Annotated in this window: 24 protein-coding genes; 6 read left to right on the plus strand and 18 right to left on the minus strand. The window is 36.3% G+C overall.

Annotation, left to right across the window (positions count from 1 at the left end; genetic code table 11):
* Positions 1-37: 37 nt before the first annotated feature.
* The 6 genes from IGI65_RS11695 to IGI65_RS11720 form a co-directional block, all read right to left on the minus strand.
* Positions 38-172: a hypothetical protein gene (locus tag IGI65_RS11695; protein WP_022795486.1), complete on the minus strand. Its 135-nt coding sequence runs from the start codon at positions 170-172 to the stop codon at positions 38-40.
* Positions 173-507: 335 nt separating this feature from the next.
* On the minus strand, positions 508-690 hold the full coding sequence (locus IGI65_RS11700; RefSeq protein ID WP_022795488.1) for a Blp family class II bacteriocin: 183 nt from the start codon (positions 688-690) through the stop codon (positions 508-510).
* A gap of 12 nt (positions 691-702) precedes the next feature.
* On the minus strand, positions 703-936 hold the full coding sequence (locus IGI65_RS11705) for a Blp family class II bacteriocin (RefSeq protein WP_438774199.1): 234 nt from the start codon (positions 934-936) through the stop codon (positions 703-705).
* A gap of 206 nt (positions 937-1142) precedes the next feature.
* Positions 1143-1526, minus strand: coding sequence for a hypothetical protein (locus IGI65_RS11710; RefSeq protein ID WP_071865034.1), 384 nt, complete (start codon positions 1524-1526; stop codon positions 1143-1145).
* Positions 1527-1591: 65 nt separating this feature from the next.
* Entirely contained in the window at positions 1592-2692 is a 1101-nt protein-coding gene (locus tag IGI65_RS11715; RefSeq protein WP_438774200.1) for a replication initiation factor domain-containing protein, read from the minus strand.
* 401 nt (positions 2693-3093) lie between these two features.
* Positions 3094-3258: a hypothetical protein gene (locus IGI65_RS11720; RefSeq protein WP_438774201.1), complete on the minus strand. Its 165-nt coding sequence runs from the start codon at positions 3256-3258 to the stop codon at positions 3094-3096.
* Positions 3259-3454: 196 nt separating this feature from the next.
* On the opposite strand from IGI65_RS11720, the gene IGI65_RS11725 reads away from it, so the two are divergent.
* A complete protein-coding gene (locus IGI65_RS11725) occupies positions 3455-3976 on the plus strand; it encodes a helix-turn-helix domain-containing protein (RefSeq protein ID WP_071865031.1) in 522 nt (173 codons plus the stop codon).
* A 51-nt stretch (positions 3977-4027) separates the two neighbouring features.
* A complete protein-coding gene (locus IGI65_RS11730) occupies positions 4028-5173 on the plus strand; it encodes a tyrosine-type recombinase/integrase (protein ID WP_438774202.1) in 1146 nt (381 codons plus the stop codon).
* A gap of 86 nt (positions 5174-5259) precedes the next feature.
* Here IGI65_RS11730 and IGI65_RS11735 read toward each other — a convergent pair whose 3' ends face one another.
* The 5 genes from IGI65_RS11735 to IGI65_RS11755 form a co-directional block, all read right to left on the minus strand.
* Positions 5260-5571 (minus strand): DUF1292 domain-containing protein, encoded by a 312-nt coding sequence (locus tag IGI65_RS11735; RefSeq protein ID WP_071865029.1) that lies wholly within the window; start codon positions 5569-5571, stop codon positions 5260-5262.
* Positions 5572-5586: 15 nt separating this feature from the next.
* Positions 5587-6021 (minus strand): Holliday junction resolvase RuvX, encoded by a 435-nt coding sequence (gene ruvX / locus IGI65_RS11740; protein WP_071865028.1) that lies wholly within the window; start codon positions 6019-6021, stop codon positions 5587-5589.
* Positions 6021-6287 carry an IreB family regulatory phosphoprotein gene (locus tag IGI65_RS11745; protein ID WP_016171403.1) on the minus strand — a complete coding sequence of 89 codons (267 nt, stop codon included), beginning with the start codon at positions 6285-6287 and terminating at the stop codon, positions 6021-6023. The genes ruvX and IGI65_RS11745 overlap by 1 nt, the downstream gene beginning before the upstream one ends.
* Before the next feature lie 159 nt (positions 6288-6446).
* The gene (locus tag IGI65_RS11750) at positions 6447-7292 is read right to left on the minus strand and encodes a TIGR03943 family putative permease subunit (RefSeq protein ID WP_438774203.1); all 846 of its coding nucleotides are present in this window, start codon (positions 7290-7292) and stop codon (positions 6447-6449) included.
* On the minus strand, positions 7289-8233 hold the full coding sequence (locus IGI65_RS11755) for a permease (RefSeq protein WP_412258026.1): 945 nt from the start codon (positions 8231-8233) through the stop codon (positions 7289-7291). Before IGI65_RS11755 ends, IGI65_RS11750 begins: the two co-directional genes overlap by 4 nt.
* A gap of 271 nt (positions 8234-8504) precedes the next feature.
* On the opposite strand from IGI65_RS11755, the gene IGI65_RS11760 reads away from it, so the two are divergent.
* The gene (locus IGI65_RS11760) at positions 8505-8843 is read left to right on the plus strand and encodes a thioredoxin family protein (protein WP_071865076.1); all 339 of its coding nucleotides are present in this window, start codon (positions 8505-8507) and stop codon (positions 8841-8843) included.
* Positions 8844-8963: 120 nt separating this feature from the next.
* Here IGI65_RS11760 and IGI65_RS11765 read toward each other — a convergent pair whose 3' ends face one another.
* Positions 8964-9599: a redox-sensing transcriptional repressor Rex gene (locus IGI65_RS11765; protein WP_071865025.1), complete on the minus strand. Its 636-nt coding sequence runs from the start codon at positions 9597-9599 to the stop codon at positions 8964-8966.
* 254 nt (positions 9600-9853) lie between these two features.
* Here IGI65_RS11765 and IGI65_RS11770 point away from each other — a divergent pair, with 254 nt between their 5' ends.
* Positions 9854-11791, plus strand: coding sequence for an ABC-F family ATP-binding cassette domain-containing protein (locus tag IGI65_RS11770; protein ID WP_412258029.1), 1938 nt, complete (start codon positions 9854-9856; stop codon positions 11789-11791).
* 167 nt (positions 11792-11958) lie between these two features.
* On the opposite strand, the gene IGI65_RS11775 is transcribed toward IGI65_RS11770, so the two are convergent.
* Genes IGI65_RS11775 through rpsN form a run of 5 tightly spaced genes read right to left on the minus strand, consistent with a single transcriptional unit; the run spans position 11959 to position 13161 of the window.
* A complete protein-coding gene (locus IGI65_RS11775) occupies positions 11959-12090 on the minus strand; it encodes a putative metal homeostasis protein (protein ID WP_143350955.1) in 132 nt (43 codons plus the stop codon).
* 47 nt (positions 12091-12137) lie between these two features.
* A complete protein-coding gene (rpmG, locus tag IGI65_RS11780) occupies positions 12138-12287 on the minus strand; it encodes a 50S ribosomal protein L33 (protein ID WP_071865023.1) in 150 nt (49 codons plus the stop codon).
* Positions 12288-12300: 13 nt separating this feature from the next.
* Complete coding sequence (locus IGI65_RS11785) at positions 12301-12678, minus strand: hypothetical protein (RefSeq protein WP_438774204.1); 378 nt, start codon at positions 12676-12678, stop codon at positions 12301-12303.
* Positions 12679-12687: 9 nt separating this feature from the next.
* Positions 12688-12861, minus strand: coding sequence for a 50S ribosomal protein L32 (gene rpmF, locus IGI65_RS11790; RefSeq protein WP_071865021.1), 174 nt, complete (start codon positions 12859-12861; stop codon positions 12688-12690).
* Positions 12862-12891: 30 nt separating this feature from the next.
* Complete coding sequence (rpsN, locus tag IGI65_RS11795; protein WP_071865020.1) at positions 12892-13161, minus strand: 30S ribosomal protein S14; 270 nt, start codon at positions 13159-13161, stop codon at positions 12892-12894.
* Between the two features lie 295 nt (positions 13162-13456).
* Here rpsN and IGI65_RS11800 point away from each other — a divergent pair, with 295 nt between their 5' ends.
* Entirely contained in the window at positions 13457-14137 is a 681-nt protein-coding gene (locus IGI65_RS11800; RefSeq protein WP_438774205.1) for a C39 family peptidase, read from the plus strand.
* 141 nt (positions 14138-14278) lie between these two features.
* Here IGI65_RS11800 and IGI65_RS11805 read toward each other — a convergent pair whose 3' ends face one another.
* Positions 14279-15028, minus strand: a complete 750-nt coding sequence (locus tag IGI65_RS11805) for a potassium channel family protein (protein ID WP_071865018.1) — start codon at positions 15026-15028, stop codon at positions 14279-14281.
* Positions 15029-15218: 190 nt separating this feature from the next.
* On the opposite strand from IGI65_RS11805, the gene ald reads away from it, so the two are divergent.
* Complete coding sequence (ald, locus tag IGI65_RS11810; protein WP_438774206.1) at positions 15219-16328, plus strand: alanine dehydrogenase; 1110 nt, start codon at positions 15219-15221, stop codon at positions 16326-16328.

The raw sequence follows: 16328 nt of genomic DNA on the forward strand, positions 1-16328 counted from the left end.
CTATATTATTTTACTTTTAACATTTATTCATTTGTAGTTACTTTTTTATTGATTGCTGTTGTTCATTTGTATCAATGACAGATTCTGCTGCAAAAACAGTTTGTGGCAGGTAAGCCGAGAAAATTGATACTACAATTAGTACACTTATTGCTGCTTTGACAATTTTTTTCAAAACGAACACCTTCAATTTTTTCAATTAATTGAATTATTAGCTAATAAATTGTTAAGAAAATAGAAATCTGCATCATAGAACGTCTCAATACAAATCCATGATGCAGATTAATTTCTCAAAAAATTTTAAGTTAGTAACAATTTGTCTTTATTCTGTTCTCTAAAATGTAAATGACATTATCTATCAAGTTAGAATACTCCAGAAAAATTCATAGATAATCAAAAAGATTGCTATGGCAACTGTTAAAATCAATTTCTTTTTCGAAGGTAAATCTTTCTTCTTTAGGTAGTTACCCAATGCAATTAAAGAGATTACAGCAGAGAAAACTAATGCTTTTACCATTGGTCCCAAATACTTCCAACAGCTCCCGTCAGACAACCGCCAGCAGCTCCACCAAGTCCACCTAGGGCACCACCAATTATTGCTCCTCCAACGCAAGAACCACCTACACTACCCCAGTTAATTTTTCCACCAATTACTTTTAACATTTCTGCTTGATTCAGTGTTTCTTTTTTCATTAATAGTTCCTCCTAATTTCCTAATAGTCCACCAATACATGCAGCAGAACCACCAATTACTCCAAAATGCGCTCCAACAAATGCTCCTGGAATAGCACCTAATCCAGCAGCTAATCCGCCACCAGCTGCACCAGCTACAGTTCCTGCCCCTATTCCTTTACCAATGTCTTTTAGACAATCTTTTGAGCTATACCCTCCCATTAATCGTTTCAATTCTTGTTCGTTTAATTTTTGAAACTTTTGCATGATAAAACTCCCTTTCAAATAGATTTATGCTACATATACAAGGTACCACCAGTTTCTTCTTTGTTTGGGTATTTATCTCAAAACACTAAAAAACTGTCCTGAATCGAGAGAAGTAGCCTTTTCTAAATTGACATGATAGATTAGGCTGTTTAATGAGTTTTCAAAAATAAATTGATGGAGTCTTTGCTATTTATGAATATACATTTCTATTTCTGATTTCCTAACAATACAATCTTATCTGCCTTGTAATACATCGGGTGCCCAGGTCTACTTGGTTGTAAGTTCTCAAACCGGCATTTGACACTTTCACGTTTCATAATTTCGTCATTGTCAATCGGATGATCTAAGGTGTTGACGGTGACTTGCGTTGCTTTTTTACGGAACTTTCCTTCCAGGATGGTCACTGAGTATTTGTACCCGATAATCTCATCGGTATAGAAGTTTCTTGGTTTGTTTTCACGATCTAGAATGACTTGACCATTTTCATCAGTGCGGGTTTCGGTCGCAAATTTCGGAGTGACCTCATCTAGTTCAAAGGTTGGACCAATGGCTCCAAAATCAAAATCGTTGATACTTAACATTTTTGGCATCGTGTTTTCTTCCTTTCTTTGCTATACTTGGTTTAGAAAAATTTTTTAACCGAGCGTTCGTTCACTTATTGGGAAGTGACGGACGCTTTTTTGGTGCGTTCTTGAATAAGCGGAATCAAATCGGGACGTTGTTGTTCACTTACGTATTGAATCATGCGGTCAGAAAGTTCAGGGGTCCATTCATAATTGGGGCGAATCTCTAACAAACTTGGATCAATCCCGACACCCTCATGATGCAAGAAAAAGAGTGCCTGAGTTAATGCCATGGGTCCACCATATTCATACCAGTTCAAGGAACGGTCAAAGCTACTCACTTGATACTGCCGAGTGATAGTAGGAACCAGACTTGGTTTTAGGTAGTCTTGCCACCAACGACAGACCTGCTTTAAGGAGCCGTCCGTGTAAAAGGTAAGTTCCGTTTGTAGAAATCCTCGAATTAAGTTTGCGATACATTGATCTTGCGGTAAAAAGGCAATCGTTCGAAAGAGGCTTTCTGCCACGTCATTTCGTGTCTCGACTTCCAAACGAATTTGTGGAGCCCGCGCCAGAATTTCCTCTTGTTTCACTCCATCAAAATCTTTGGCCATTTCTTTGGCTTTGTCGTAGGCCCGAAACATACAAGCCGATCCTCGAACGCCGATACTAACCGTTTTTGCCCGTTGTTTGGCATCAAACTCGCTGTCATGGAGTTGATAGCTTCGCCCTTTTGAAAGGAACTGTTTTCGCTTCACTTTATTGTGAATCTGATCCACCGTGAAATAGGGCACTTCGTTGTAATCATCCAAGGCTAAATCTAGACGCTTGATTTCAAAAGTGAAGGCGGTTTGGCTGGCATACTCGTAAAAGCGGGTGGCGAGTTCTTGAAAGACATTCGCTTTGGGGTTATACGAAAGCAAAATCCATTCATAGGTGGTACAAGCTTGTCCGCTTAAGACAAGGGTTCCGCGTTCTTTGGCCTTTTCTGGCTGATGATAGGTATAGTATTTGAGAAAACCACAGGTGTACACAATATCGTATTCTTCATGTTTTAAACTACCTGCTTGAATCGAGACGGATTCTAAATTGATTTTTAATAAGTCTTGAAAGACGGTCTGATAACTGACTTGATGCAAGACCGCTTGAAACCAATCTACTTTTCCTAGCACATTCTGGGTACTTTTGGTCATTTGGTCACCTCCTTTAAAATTTGCGATTGTTCGCAAATCTTTTTTGTTGTTCAAAAGCTTGGTAGTATCGGCTTTTTTCGCATTTTTCCGGTAGTTATTAGCCATTATTTTTCTCTTTATAAGGTGCTATTAGAAAGGCACCTTATCCTAAGCCGGCGTCTGGTGTTCGCAAAAGACCCGTGCGTTCCACGCGTCCGTAAGCCTCGCATGCTGATTGGCTTTCAGCCATCGCAGACGAGGCAACGGTTGCGGAAACCACACCAACCCGACACCGGCTCCTTTCCTTGGCCCCACACCTTTGTTTAGTTTTGATAGGTTAATAACCATCTTCTCACCGCTTGAATGCTGTATAAAACCATACCTGAGTCCAATCGAATTTCTGGACAGCCCTGAAGAACCCATTATTTCAATGTATTAACACTCACATCGAAATGCGCCGCACAGTATTTTTGTTTGACGATATCCTGTTGGGTTTGTGTTTCTTCCAAGCGGGTTTCTAACAGGGCAAAGAATTGATTGGTCTGATCTTTTTGCCAATCCAGGAGCGCTTGTTCCAATACCGACATCCTTTCCACCTCCTTATATTTTCTTTTTAAAACTAAAAGAACTATAAATAAATAAAATAGTATCTTTTTGTACACTCTACCGCGATTCGAAATAGATGTCAAGTATATTTTAAAAGCTTACTTGAAATACTATTTAGTTTATTTTTTACTTGAATTTTTTAGAGAAAGCGCTTATGATAGACCCGAGGTGAGGAAAATGATAGAAAACTTTGGCGGCAATGTCGCACGTTTACGAAAAGAAATGGGACTTTCCCAAACGGAATTGGCCGAAAAGATTGGTGTACAAAAACAAACCATCTCCAATATCGAACGGGGAATCCGTTACCCGACCTTTGAGAGCTTGGAAAAATTTGCGACGGTCTTTCATGCGACACCGATTCAGCTCTTTGGTTCACCAAAAGAGATTGCGGTCTCCGAAACAACGGTTATTCTCGATCGCATTGACGAATACGATCAAAAAGTCCAAAACTTGTTTACTTTGGCGAAAATTTTGAATAGCCATACAGTGAAAGAAATAGATGAGGTAGCAGAAAAGCTAGCCTTTATTGAACGTTTCTTTACCCCACAAATACGTTTGGATGAAGAAGGAAATCCGATTTTGGATCGTCATGGGAAACCAGAGATGAAACCAGTCTTCTTTGACAACTTACCATTTGAGGAAATTGAAAAAACCGCAAAAGACTTAGCCTTCATTCAAGAAGCACAACAGAACAAGTAACGAAAGTTCATTCCTTTCCTATGTGCCCCACACAATAGGAGGAAAATTAAAATGGCTAATTTTGATCAATATGAAAAAAAGAACGGAGATAAAGCATGGAAATTCCAAGCTTATCTGGGAACTGACAAAGTAACAGGTAAACCCATTAAAACCACTCGAAGAAATTTTAAAACAAAAAAAGAAGCCCAACTTGCTTTAGCTAAATTGCAAGTGGACTTTGAACAAAAAGGTCTCGAAAAAGATGGAAATGAGACTTTTCAACAAGTTTATGATTTGTGGCTAGACACTTATAAAACTACTGTAAAAGAAGTAACCTTCATGAAAACCGAAATTAAGTTTCGAAAATGGATTCTACCAAAATATGGTGATCTAAGAGTGAATAAAGTGACTGTACGGATGGCACAAGAAATCATTAATCAGTGGGCAAAAGAAACAGATCAGTACCGAATACTGCATTCAACTGCAAAAAGAGTATTTGAATATGCGATAAATCTTGGCATTATAACAAACAATCCATTGTCACATATTATGATGCCAAAACGTGAAAAGCAAATAACCACAGAAAAGATTAAAGCCTACACCAAGGAAGAAGTAAAAAAAATTTCTGAGTATCTTCAATCAAAGAGTGGGACATACCGTTCTGAATATGATAAGACACTTATGCGATTCCTATTTTACACAGGTTGTCGAATCAGCGAGGCTCTTGCCTTAAACTGGAATGACATCAACTTCGATGAAAAAACAGTCACTATCAACAAAACTCTCAGTCAAACAAAACATGGCTATAAGGTCTCTTCACCGAAAACAGATACCAGCACAGCCACAATTTCAGTTGATGATGTTACCTTATCTTTCCTAAAAAAATGGCAATTAAATCAAAAAGAATTTATGTTGCACATTGGATTAACCAATCCTGAAATGATTTTTTGTGGTATTTATAAACAAATCGTAACTCATCATGCTATCTATGTACGGTTACAAACAATTACCGAAAAAGCTGGAGTTCCCTTTCTAGGTATCCATGTGACAAGGCACACACATGCTAGCCTTCTTTTAGACGCTGGTGCATCATTAAAGGACGTACAAGATCGGCTAAGACATGCTTCAATCAAAATTACAATGGATACTTATGGTCATCTAAGTAAAGAGACAAAAGTACAAACTGTTGATAAGTTTGTTCAACATCTTAATGCCTGATAATCTAATGGCATTCAATTTGGCATTCAAAAAAGAAGAAAAAGGGCAGAATCCCTATATACTAATGATTCTGCCCTCTAAAAATCTTATTCTTCTTCTTCAGCCATGAATGTATTGAAAACTTCTTCAATCATATCCCATTCTGCTTCTGTTTCGATTTGTTCTAATTCGCCTTCTGTGCCATCTTCATTTTCGATGTAAGCATAGGCTTGTAATTCAACATCTTCGTCTTCTGACGCGCCTGCTGGATACAATAAAACGTAATTACGATTAAATTCTTCTTGGCCATCAATGGTTAATAAGATTTCGTAAAGTGTTTCATTGCCTTGATCATCTACTAAGGTAATGTGTTCATGTCCTTCATGATCGTGGTTGTGGTCGTGATTATGTTCTGTCATATACTTTCCTCTTTCCTATAAAGGCGACTTGGTATCGCTGCGATCTAAATAATTTTGCAAAATCATCACGGCGGCTAATTTATCAATTACCTTTTTGCGCTTAGCACGTGATGTATTGGCTTGTTCAACTAACATGCGCTCTGCTTGAACTGTTGTTAGGCGTTCATCTTGATAAAAAACAGGTAGATGAAAAAGTTCTTCCAATTTTTTACCATACGCCTGTGACGCTTCGGCACGTGGGCCGATAGTATTGTTCATATTCTTTGGTAAGCCGACCACAAATTGTGTCACTTCGTATTCTGCTACCAGCTCTTTTATTCGGTCAAAACCAAATTCTCCTTGGGCTTCATCAATGCGGATAATCTCCACTCCTTGGGCAGTCCAACCTAATAAATCACTAACAGCTACTCCGACAGTCTTTGAGCCGACGTCTAATCCCATAATCCGCATTAAAGACTAATCCCATGGTTACCAAGGTAGTAACGAATTAAGACTTCTAAAATCTCATCTCTTTCATGACGACGGATTAAATTACGTGCATCACGATAACGAGGTATATAAGCCGGGTCTCCGGAAAGTAAATACCCTACAATCTGATTAATTGGGTTATATCCTTTTTCCTCTAAAGCGCGATAAACAATGGCCAACGTTTCGCTCACTTCTTTTTTGCGACTATCGTCAAAATCAAAACGGACTGTTTCATCTGTAAACCCCACAGTTAACACCTCTTTCTTCTCACTATTGCTACTTTTCATTTTACTAAAACTTATCTGAAACTACAAACAAAGCGTCTACAATTCCTATCCTAGCAAAGGAATATGTTTTTTTTATGAAATCCACTTCTTATTTTAACATTTTTTTCTACAAAAAAGAGCTTAAAATGAGCGATAAACATATTGATTTTTCGGTGCGGTAATCGTACTTGTTTTTGTTGTCTGTACCACTGGTAATTCTCTTTTTAACGGTTGATAAAAGTTACTTTGAATAACCCCTTCAATATGCACCCATTGATCATTTTTCAAAGCCGTTCCTTCTGGTAAATGAATACGTAGACCAAAAACACCTGAATCAGCTACGCAATGAATGATTCCAAAACGGAAAACAAAATCATCTTCTTGTTTGTCTTGTTTGGCATGATAGATGAAACCATCAAAACTAATCTTACGTCCAATAAATGAACTTGGGTAGTTGTAAATTAGTTCCATGACTTCTAAATAATTTTCTTCTGTTACAGCTAATGTACCGGCTTGATCATATTTTTTCATCAGTTTATCCATTTGCTTTTGATACTCAGTCTTATTGTAATACATACTTGTGTTGGGTTGGAGATATTGTGTCTGCATTTGGAGATCTCCTACAGACTCTTTACTAATGGGAAATTGAAACCCTTTTGCTTGCACAATTGTTGTATCCAGACTTACCACTGGGAAAAAAGTCCCAACAATCACCGGTAGCGCTAATAAAACATACGCAATCACGCGTTGGTATCTTTTTTTCAACCCATGTTCATGTTCCATGCCCTCTTCATGATGGTGTTCTTTTGATTTACCATCTGCTTTCACCCATAAAACTAATTGCACCATTGCTAGTAGCAAAGATAAGATCATCGATAAAACAGCCAAGTAACGATAATGAACGTTAATAAATTGATTTAATTTGCCACTAACTTGCAAATACATCATTAATTCAAAATAACCGCCTAAAATTAAAAATCGAATCATAATGACACCACCAATGCATAACCTGTTACACAAACGACAATAATCGCTACTAAACTGACGATGAATCTGCCGCTAAAGTAACGTTTCATCATTAACAGATTTTTTATATCGACCATGGGACCAAAAACTAAAAAGCCCACTACTGGTCCAGTACCAAATAAACTTAACAAAGAAGAACCAATAAAGGCATCTGCTTCTGAACATAATGACATTGCCAATGCTAAAAATAGCATCACAAAAACGGCTAAAACTTTATTTGAGCCTAATGTCAACATTACACCAGTTGGTAAATAAGTTTGCATTGCTGCAGCCAATAGGCCACCAATTATTAAATAGCGCCCAGTGTCAAAAAATTCATCAACACTATGTTCTAAAACATGTCCGACTTGTTGAAAAAAACTATTTTTTGTTTTTTCGTGATGTTCTTGTTCTGCGGATAAATGATGGTGATGCGAATGTTTCACGTTCATAACCGCTTGTTGCAAAGTCGCATCTTTAATAATGCTTCGTTGATTAAAGTAAGCCAACCATACACCAATCACTAGTGCTACCATTAAGCTTCCTATTACCCGTAAAAAAGCAAATTGCATCGAATTGCCAAATGCAATAAACGTGGAAAATATCACAATTGGATTAATAATAGGAGCCGTTAACATAAAGGCAAAAGCAGTGTGATTTGGTACTCCTTTACGCACAAATTGATTAACAATCGGCACAATGCCACATTCACAAGAAGGAAAGAAAAAACCCAACACACAGCCCACTACAATAGAAGCTAATTTATTTTGGGGCAATAACCTTTGCACTCTTTCCGGTGTCAAAAACACATAAAGTGCCCCAGAAATAATACAGCCCAATAATACAAAAGGTAAAGCTTCAATCACAATCGATAAAAATATCATGCTCATTTGTAAAATCGAATCAGGTAAATGATTAAACATAAAAAACTCCTTTATTCATTTCAATCTGGTCATCAGATCTGTTTTTTCATCACAATAAAAATCCTTTAGCAAAAGGATTAAGATAAGAAAATATTTTTTTATTTTGTTTTTTCGTCGCCTTAATATACGCTTTTTTACTAAAACTCACAAGCTAGAGATAAAAAAATTAATCTTTCATTTACTTTTTGAAAAGGAGCAGACAGTTTATTTGACTTTTATTGACCAAAATCTTAAATTAAAGTTGAAATTGAATAAAAAGCAGGTGAACGATATGATTCAGGTCACAAATTTTAATCAAGACTTACAACAATTAAATCAAGAAAAATTAGCGATTGCCTATATTTCCCAACCAGGATGTAGTATTTGTGTTGCTGTAAAGCCACAACTAGAAGCTCGTTTTGGACAAGATGTACCTATTTATCATTTTGACGGTAGCAAGTTTCCGGAAGTCGCAGGTCATTTTCAAGCATTAACTGCCCCGTTAGTTGTCTTACTTAGTCATGGTAAAGAATTAACGCGTTCGGCTCGTTTCATCGATTATCTGTCCTTAACTAAAATTATTACTGAATTTTCCGACGAAACACCTAACTACGAAGAGCTTTTTTCTTAGTGCTTTTACTTTTCTTTAATTTTAACCACAAAAAAAGACCGGAACTTTTGTAGTGATAAAATAAGCTAGATTTTAGTCTAACTTATTAAATCCCTACAATTTCAGTTCCAGTCTTTCTTTTTATTTTTCATCTTGTGAATGTAGGAAGTAAATTAAAGTTTGTAATTCATTTGTTAAATCAACATTTTGAATTAAAATGCTTTTGGGAGCATTCAGACGTGCTGGTGTAAAGTTCAAGATTCCCTTAATACCCGCGCCAACTAATTCATCTACGATACCTTGGGCAAATTCAGCCGGTACAGTTAAAATCGCAATATCGATTTCTTGAATTTTAATTTGTTCTACCATATCTTTCATGGCATAAACAGGTACACCGTCAATAATACGACCAGTAATATTTTCATCTGCATCAAAAGCCGCGCTTACCCGAATGCTATTACTTTGATGAAATTTATATTTTAAAAGGGCAGTTCCTAAATTCCCGACCCCAACTAATGCGACATTGGTCATGTGGTCTTCATTTAATGTTTTGGCAAAGAAATTCATCAATGCTTCCACATCATAACCATAGCCTCTTTTTCCTAATTCTCCAAAATATGAAAAGTCGCGGCGAATAGTAGCACTATCCACTTGAACGGCTTCACTTAGTTCTGTTGAAGAAACTTTTTGTTTTCCAGCATTATTTAAAATCCGCAAATAACGGTAGTATAAGGGCAAACGCTTTGCTGTTGCCTTTGGAATGTGATGATCTTTCAACGTGTACGCCTCCATTTGTGAATTTTTCACGTAATTTACTGACAAATCATAACAGGGTGACTGGGGAAATGCAATTTCTCTGCTCATAAATTTGTGAATTTTTATTTTTATAACAGAGGACAATATACACTAGTAGGAAAATTATGATAGACTACAGTTGATATGCTAAATTTCTACTATCTTATTAGATACGATATCTATTAAAATTTGTGAAATTACGCAAATGAGAGAATTCATTTAAAGGAAGATTAACCATGATATTATTACAAGCAAATCAAATCGCCCGTCTTTTTGGTGCAGACGTTTTATTTCGTAACATACATTTAGAGATTGCTACTAAAGCCCGGATTGGCCTAGTTGGCCGTAATGGCGCCGGTAAATCAACCTTATTAAAAATAATTGCTGGAATTGAAGCTCCGGATGAAGGGACAATTGCCAAAAATAAAACAGCTACATTGGGTTATTTAGCCCAAGATACTGGTCTTTCTTCAGATGCAACGGTATGGGATGAAATGCTAGCTGCTTTTGATAAAGTGCGGCAAATGGAACAGCGGATGCGCACTTTAGAAATTAAAATTTCCAAGAGTAATGAAACTAGTAGTGATTATGAAAGTATTTTAAAAGAATACGATAAATTACAACATGATTTTGCCGATATAAATGGCTATGGTTACGAAAATGAGATTCGGTCTGTCTTACACGGCTTTCAATTTGATGAAAGTTTTTATCAGCAAAAAATTAACAATCTCTCCGGGGGACAAAAAACCCGTTTAGCGCTAGCAAGAATGTTATTACAAAAACCCGACATTTTAATTTTGGATGAGCCCACCAACCACTTAGATATTGAAACACTAAGTTGGCTAGAAAATTATTTACAAAATTACAGTGGTGCGCTTTTAATTGTTTCCCATGACCGCTACTTTTTAGATAAAGTAACCAATGAAATCTATGAGTTAAGCCGGCATAAAATGACCCATTACAAAGGAAATTATAGCCGTTATTTGGATTTAAAAGCTGCACAACTTGCTAGTGAATGGAAAGCTTACGAAAAACAACAGCAAGAAATCAATAAACTAGAAGATTTTGTCGCCCGTAATTTAGTGCGAGCCTCCACGACTAAACGCGCCCAAAGCCGCCGTAAACAGTTAGAAAAAATGGACCGTCTTGATCGTCCGCAAGGTGCAGAAAAATCTGCTCATTTTCTCTTTCACATTGACAAAGTTTCCGGCAATGTAGTCTTGCAATTAAGTGATGCAGCCATTGGCTATAGCGCTGATGAAATTTTAGCGCAGCCAGTTGATTTAGACATTCGCCGCCAAGATGCGATTGCTTTAGTGGGACCAAATGGGATTGGCAAATCGACGCTATTGAAATCTCTTATTGGACAATTGCCCTTTATTCGTGGTGAAGTTCAATTAGGTGCCAATGTTTCGATCGGCTATTACGATCAAGGACAAGCAGATTTAAATAGTAACAAAACGATTTTACAAGAATTATGGGATGAACATCCTACTACACCAGAATTAGAAATTCGCAATATCTTAGGCAGCTTTCTTTTTTCAGGGGAAGATGTCGACAAACCAATCAACTTATTAAGTGGTGGCGAAAAAGCTCGAGTGGCTTTAGCCAAATTAGCAATGGATGAAGAAAACTTTCTAATTTTAGATGAACCAACAAACCATTTGGATATCGATAATAAAGAAGTCTTAGAAAATGCCTTAATTGATTATGAAGGTACATTGCTATTTGTCTCTCATGACCGCTATTTTATCAATCGAATTGCTACAAAAGTAATTGAACTCTCCCCTACAGGCAGTCGTCTATTTTTAGGTGATTACGATTATTACTTGGAAAAGAAAAAGGAAGAAGAAGAAATTGCCGCATTACTAGCAGCAGAAGAAAATGATACGCCGGTTGTAATTTCTGCCGGCAAAGAAAACTTCCAAAAAGGTAAAGAGCAACAAAAACTCGTCCGTAGCCTGCAACGAAAAGTCAACGACGTGGAACAAACCATGAGCCAAACAGATGCTACAATTGATCAGTTAGAAGCCGAAATGGTTAAACCAGAAATTCTCGCCGATCATGTCCAATTACAAGAATTAAATGAGAAGTTAGAGGCTGCTAGAAGCAAACAAAATGAACTATTAGAACAATGGGAAGAATTAAGTCTTGAGTTAGAAGAATACGAATAGAAAATGAACCATATGAAAGAGGGATGTGACCAAAATCTTGTCACATCCCTGTTTTTTTATAAACACTATTAAAGAAGCAACTTCTTCTTAAATAAACTGAAATTTGCGCAAAACTTCTAAAAACTTCTTTTATCCTTGAAGAAGACCACTTTTGTCACAATCTGTTTTTAATTTGCTGCATAGTACGCTTTTATTTTCGCTCTTTTATGCTCTTTAATAACTTTTAAGGCCCGCTTTCGCGTTTGAATATTCGGGCTCTTTAATCGTCTATATGCTGTTGCTAGATCTGTCTTTTCCAATTTCTTTGCTCCTTTCAACTATTCAACCAAGATGATAAACAAAATGTCTATTTCACTTCTTTAAACGTGATATGCCGACGTAGTTTGGGTGAATATTTTTTAAGTTCCAAGCGCTCTGGGTGATTACGCTTATTTTTAGTAGTTAAATAAAGGCGTTCTTTACTCTGAACCCCTTCTAAAATAATCGTTTGTCGCATTTTTACTCTCCTATTATCGATCTGCTAGATACATTTGGATTTGTACCATCTCATCATAATCAAAACTTTTTGCTGCCAAAGCAGCCAATAATTCTGTTTTAAAGTCGAGGGTTATTTCCCAAAAACCAGCAATTTGTTGAAACAGTTCTTTATCGTAATTGGCAAAAACAGGATACAAAGCTAAAAACTCATGGAAGCTTAAATCTTCTTCTTCATAAAAATCTTTAATCATTCCTTTTGCTAACGCTTCTTTTGTAGGCATACCTGTTTCTGTAATTAAACCAGCGGCCACCATATCTTGATAGACTAAACTCTTGTCTAACGCTTCTTTTGTTTTATGCCGTTGATAGTTAAAGTATTCTTCAACTAAAGGTGGATAAATAATTTGCATATTTACCTCCTATTTATCAGTCGTAATTTTACGTCCTTTATAATACCCCTTTAAAGAAACACGATGAGAACGTCTATAATCGCCCGTTGCTTCATCAAAGGAAATTTCAGGGCGATTCAAATTTTGGTGGGTTCTTCTAAGGCGTTTTTTCATTTTTGATGTTTTTCGTGCAGGGACTGCCATCGTCTATTCCTCCTAAATATCTCTACTTTTTTACCAGCTCGCTTTTTTCACGCCCGGAATTAATCCTTCGTGGGCGAGTTTGCGAAAATTAATTCGTGACATACCAAATTTACGCATGTAAGCTCGTGGTCGACCATCAATTTGATCCCGTAATTTCAAACGATTGGGATTGGAATCTTTCGGTAACTTGGCCAAAGCAGCATAATCATTTGCAGCTTTGAGTGCTGCTCGTTGTGTTGCATATTTTTCAATCAGTGCGATTTGTTTATTCGCTTTTGCAATTTTTGATTTTTTAGCCATCACAATAGCTCCTTTCAGTTTACTTTTTATTTTTTTGCAAATCGTAATCGTTTCGTTTTGAACTCCACTAGATTATCAACTAATAAAAATTTTGTCAACTATTAGCTAACTTCTACTTTTCTTTAATTCCACCACTAAAACCACTGATTTAATCAATACCACTGCTAATAGATCTTTATGAAAGAACTTCATGGCTCTTTCAAAGTTTAAAGTTTCCTAAATCAGACCTGTGGCCGATTTTATTTTCATACAATTTGCTTTAGAGTATCAGTAACAAGTAAAGCGAGGTGTTTTGATGACCCGTAAAAAAACACGGCAACCTAAAATAATTTTTATTGGTTTTTGCATGTTGTTACTAGGTGGACTTTGGCTTTTAGTCGCAAAACCAGCTAATACTACTTTTTTTAACACTACTCCAACTATTACGCAGCAACAATATAGCCAAGAAGCAAATCAAACATTAAAAGGTAACCAGGTCCTGACACCGCTTATTCTTCAAACAGATGAGCGTTGGGCACAAGATAGTTACGGTACTGGTGAAGACAATACATTAGCAAAAAACGGCTGTGCCATTTTGTCTTTAACAATGGTACTTTCGTATTTTGAAGAAAAAGAAGCAACACCTCAAGACATATTATCTTGGGCACAGAACAAATATTTTGTTAATGGACAAGGAACTTCATGGCAAATTTTCAGTGATTTTGCTAGTCATTATCATCTGCAGTATCATGATTTGGGCAATGATTTTCAAAGCGCCAGTAAGTATTTACAACAAAAAATTCCAGTTATTGTTTCTGTTAAACCCGGCCGCTTTACTGAAGTGGGACACATTATGGTCTTAGGTGCAGAAAAAAACAATCAAGTGTTGGTTTTAGATCCCAATGACACCCCTGAAAAAAATACTTATCAAGAACTATTTCATCCTGAAGACGTAACTGGTGATATTGTTCACTATTGGACGTTTACTAAAAGCTAATATAGCCAAAGCAAAAATTAAAGTTTTCTGCGTATGATATGTAAAATTTTACCAACAGCGTTACATTTACTTTTAATTAACTAAAAAAGCAGGAGTAATTTGAACTTTTGAAATCTGGTTCAATTTACTCCTGCTTTTTAGCTATTTTTTTAATAATTTTTCAATCCGATCCAACTGCGCATGCAAAGCTGTAATTTCTTTTTTTAATTCCGCTAACTCACTATCTTCTTCAACTTGCCGCATCGCTTCATTTTTATGACTAAAGTAAGACGTGATAGTTGAAGTTAAAATCCCGATAAAACCAATCCCTAAAATCATTAAGACAGCCGCAATCAGTTTACCAGCATCTGTTGTCGGGGCAATATCTCCATAACCGACTGTTGTTACCGTCACAATTGCGTACCACAAAGCATCGGCAAAAGACCTATTTTCCGCAATTGAAAATAAACCTGCACCAATGACAATAATCCCCAGACTAATATAAAGGACGTAAATGAAACCGTTGGTATATAAAATACTTCGCTTATTGCGAGATAGCTTACCAAATAAGCCAATAATGCGAGCGATTCGGTTAATCCGTGATATTTTGCCAAAATGAGCCAAACCGAAAATACCAAAAATAAAATTTAACGGTAAAATCGCGATTAAATCAAAAATATTCTTTTTGAAAAAAGTTTTTTTATCTGGATCAACAATTAAGCGGCCACAAAAATCAACAGTAAATAAAAGCCAGATTAAATAATCTAAAATGCGAAAAGGATTTTCATTAATATTAATGACAGATGCAAAATCTAGTAACATTAAAATAATCCAAATAATTGATAAAGTTAAATTTAAAACGTGATATTGTGGATTATACTCATTTAATTTTTTTTGCAATTTTTTGAGCATCTCATCACCTCTTGTCTTTCTTATTCTAGCCATCGAATTGTTTTATCACAAGAATTTTGTCACTTTTTTTCTAAATTTCAAAAAGTTACTTTGTAATCGTTTTCTTTTATTCTATACTAGAAAGTGAGAAGTCCTTTTTTGCAAATAGTAATTATAATAAGCTAAATAACTAAATAAAGGAGTTTTGTCCATGAAAATTGGAATCGCAAAAGAAATTAAAAATCATGAAAATCGCGTCGCATTACCGCCTAGTGGTGTTTTAGAATTAATTAAAGCTGGACATACTGTTTTAGTTGAAACAGGTGCCGGTTTGGGTTCGGGCATTTCAGATAAAGAATATTTAGATGTTGGTGCAATCTTAACAACAGTTGCTGAAGTTTGGAATTGTGAATTGGTTATGAAAGTAAAAGAACCACAGCCAAGTGAATACCATTATTTTAGACCCGGACTACTCTTATTTACTTACCTGCATTTAGCTGCTAATAAAGAATTAACAGAAGAATTAATGAATCAAGGTGTTACTGCTATCGCCTATGAAAATGTCCAGTTAGCAGACAATACCCTCCCACTTTTAGCACCGATGAGTGAAATCGCCGGTAGAATGGCCGCACAAATTGGAGCCCAATATTTACAACGAACTTTTGGAGGAAAAGGAATTTTACTAGCCGGAGTTCCCGGGGTAAGACAAGGAAATGTGGTAATTATCGGGGGCGGTGTTTCAGGCTATAATGCGGCTCGAATGGCTCTTGGATTAGGCGCGCACGTGACGATTTTGGACATTAACTTAGACCGCTTAAAAGAATTAGATGATATCTTTAACGGTCAAGTCCAAACGCTTATTTCAAATGAATTAAATATTCGTACCTCACTGAAAACAGCTGATTTGGTTATTGGTGCGGTTTTACTTCCAGGTCACAAAGCACCAACTTTAGTTACAGAAGAAATGGTAGCTAGCATGCCTAATGAATCGGTTATTGTGGATATTGCTATTGATCAAGGTGGAATTTTTGCAACCGGTAGTAAAGTAACCACCCATGAAGCTCCCACATATATACATTCTGGGGTCATTCATTATGCCGTGGCAAATATGCCTGGAGCTGTTCCCCAAACTTCAACTTATGCATTAAGTAATGCTACTTTACCTTATGTAAAACTCTTAGCCTCGACTAATTTAGCCGATTTATTGCAATACAATAACGCTCTTTACCACGGTGTTAATACTTATCAAGGTAAATTAACAATGCAGGCAGTGGCAGAGGATTTAAATCTACCGCACACAGAGTTATCTACTTTGATATAG

Origin of the sequence: Enterococcus sp. DIV0755b (genome assembly GCF_051713765.1) — a bacterium.
Lineage (GTDB): Bacteria > Bacillota > Bacilli > Lactobacillales > Enterococcaceae > Enterococcus_C > Enterococcus_C canintestini.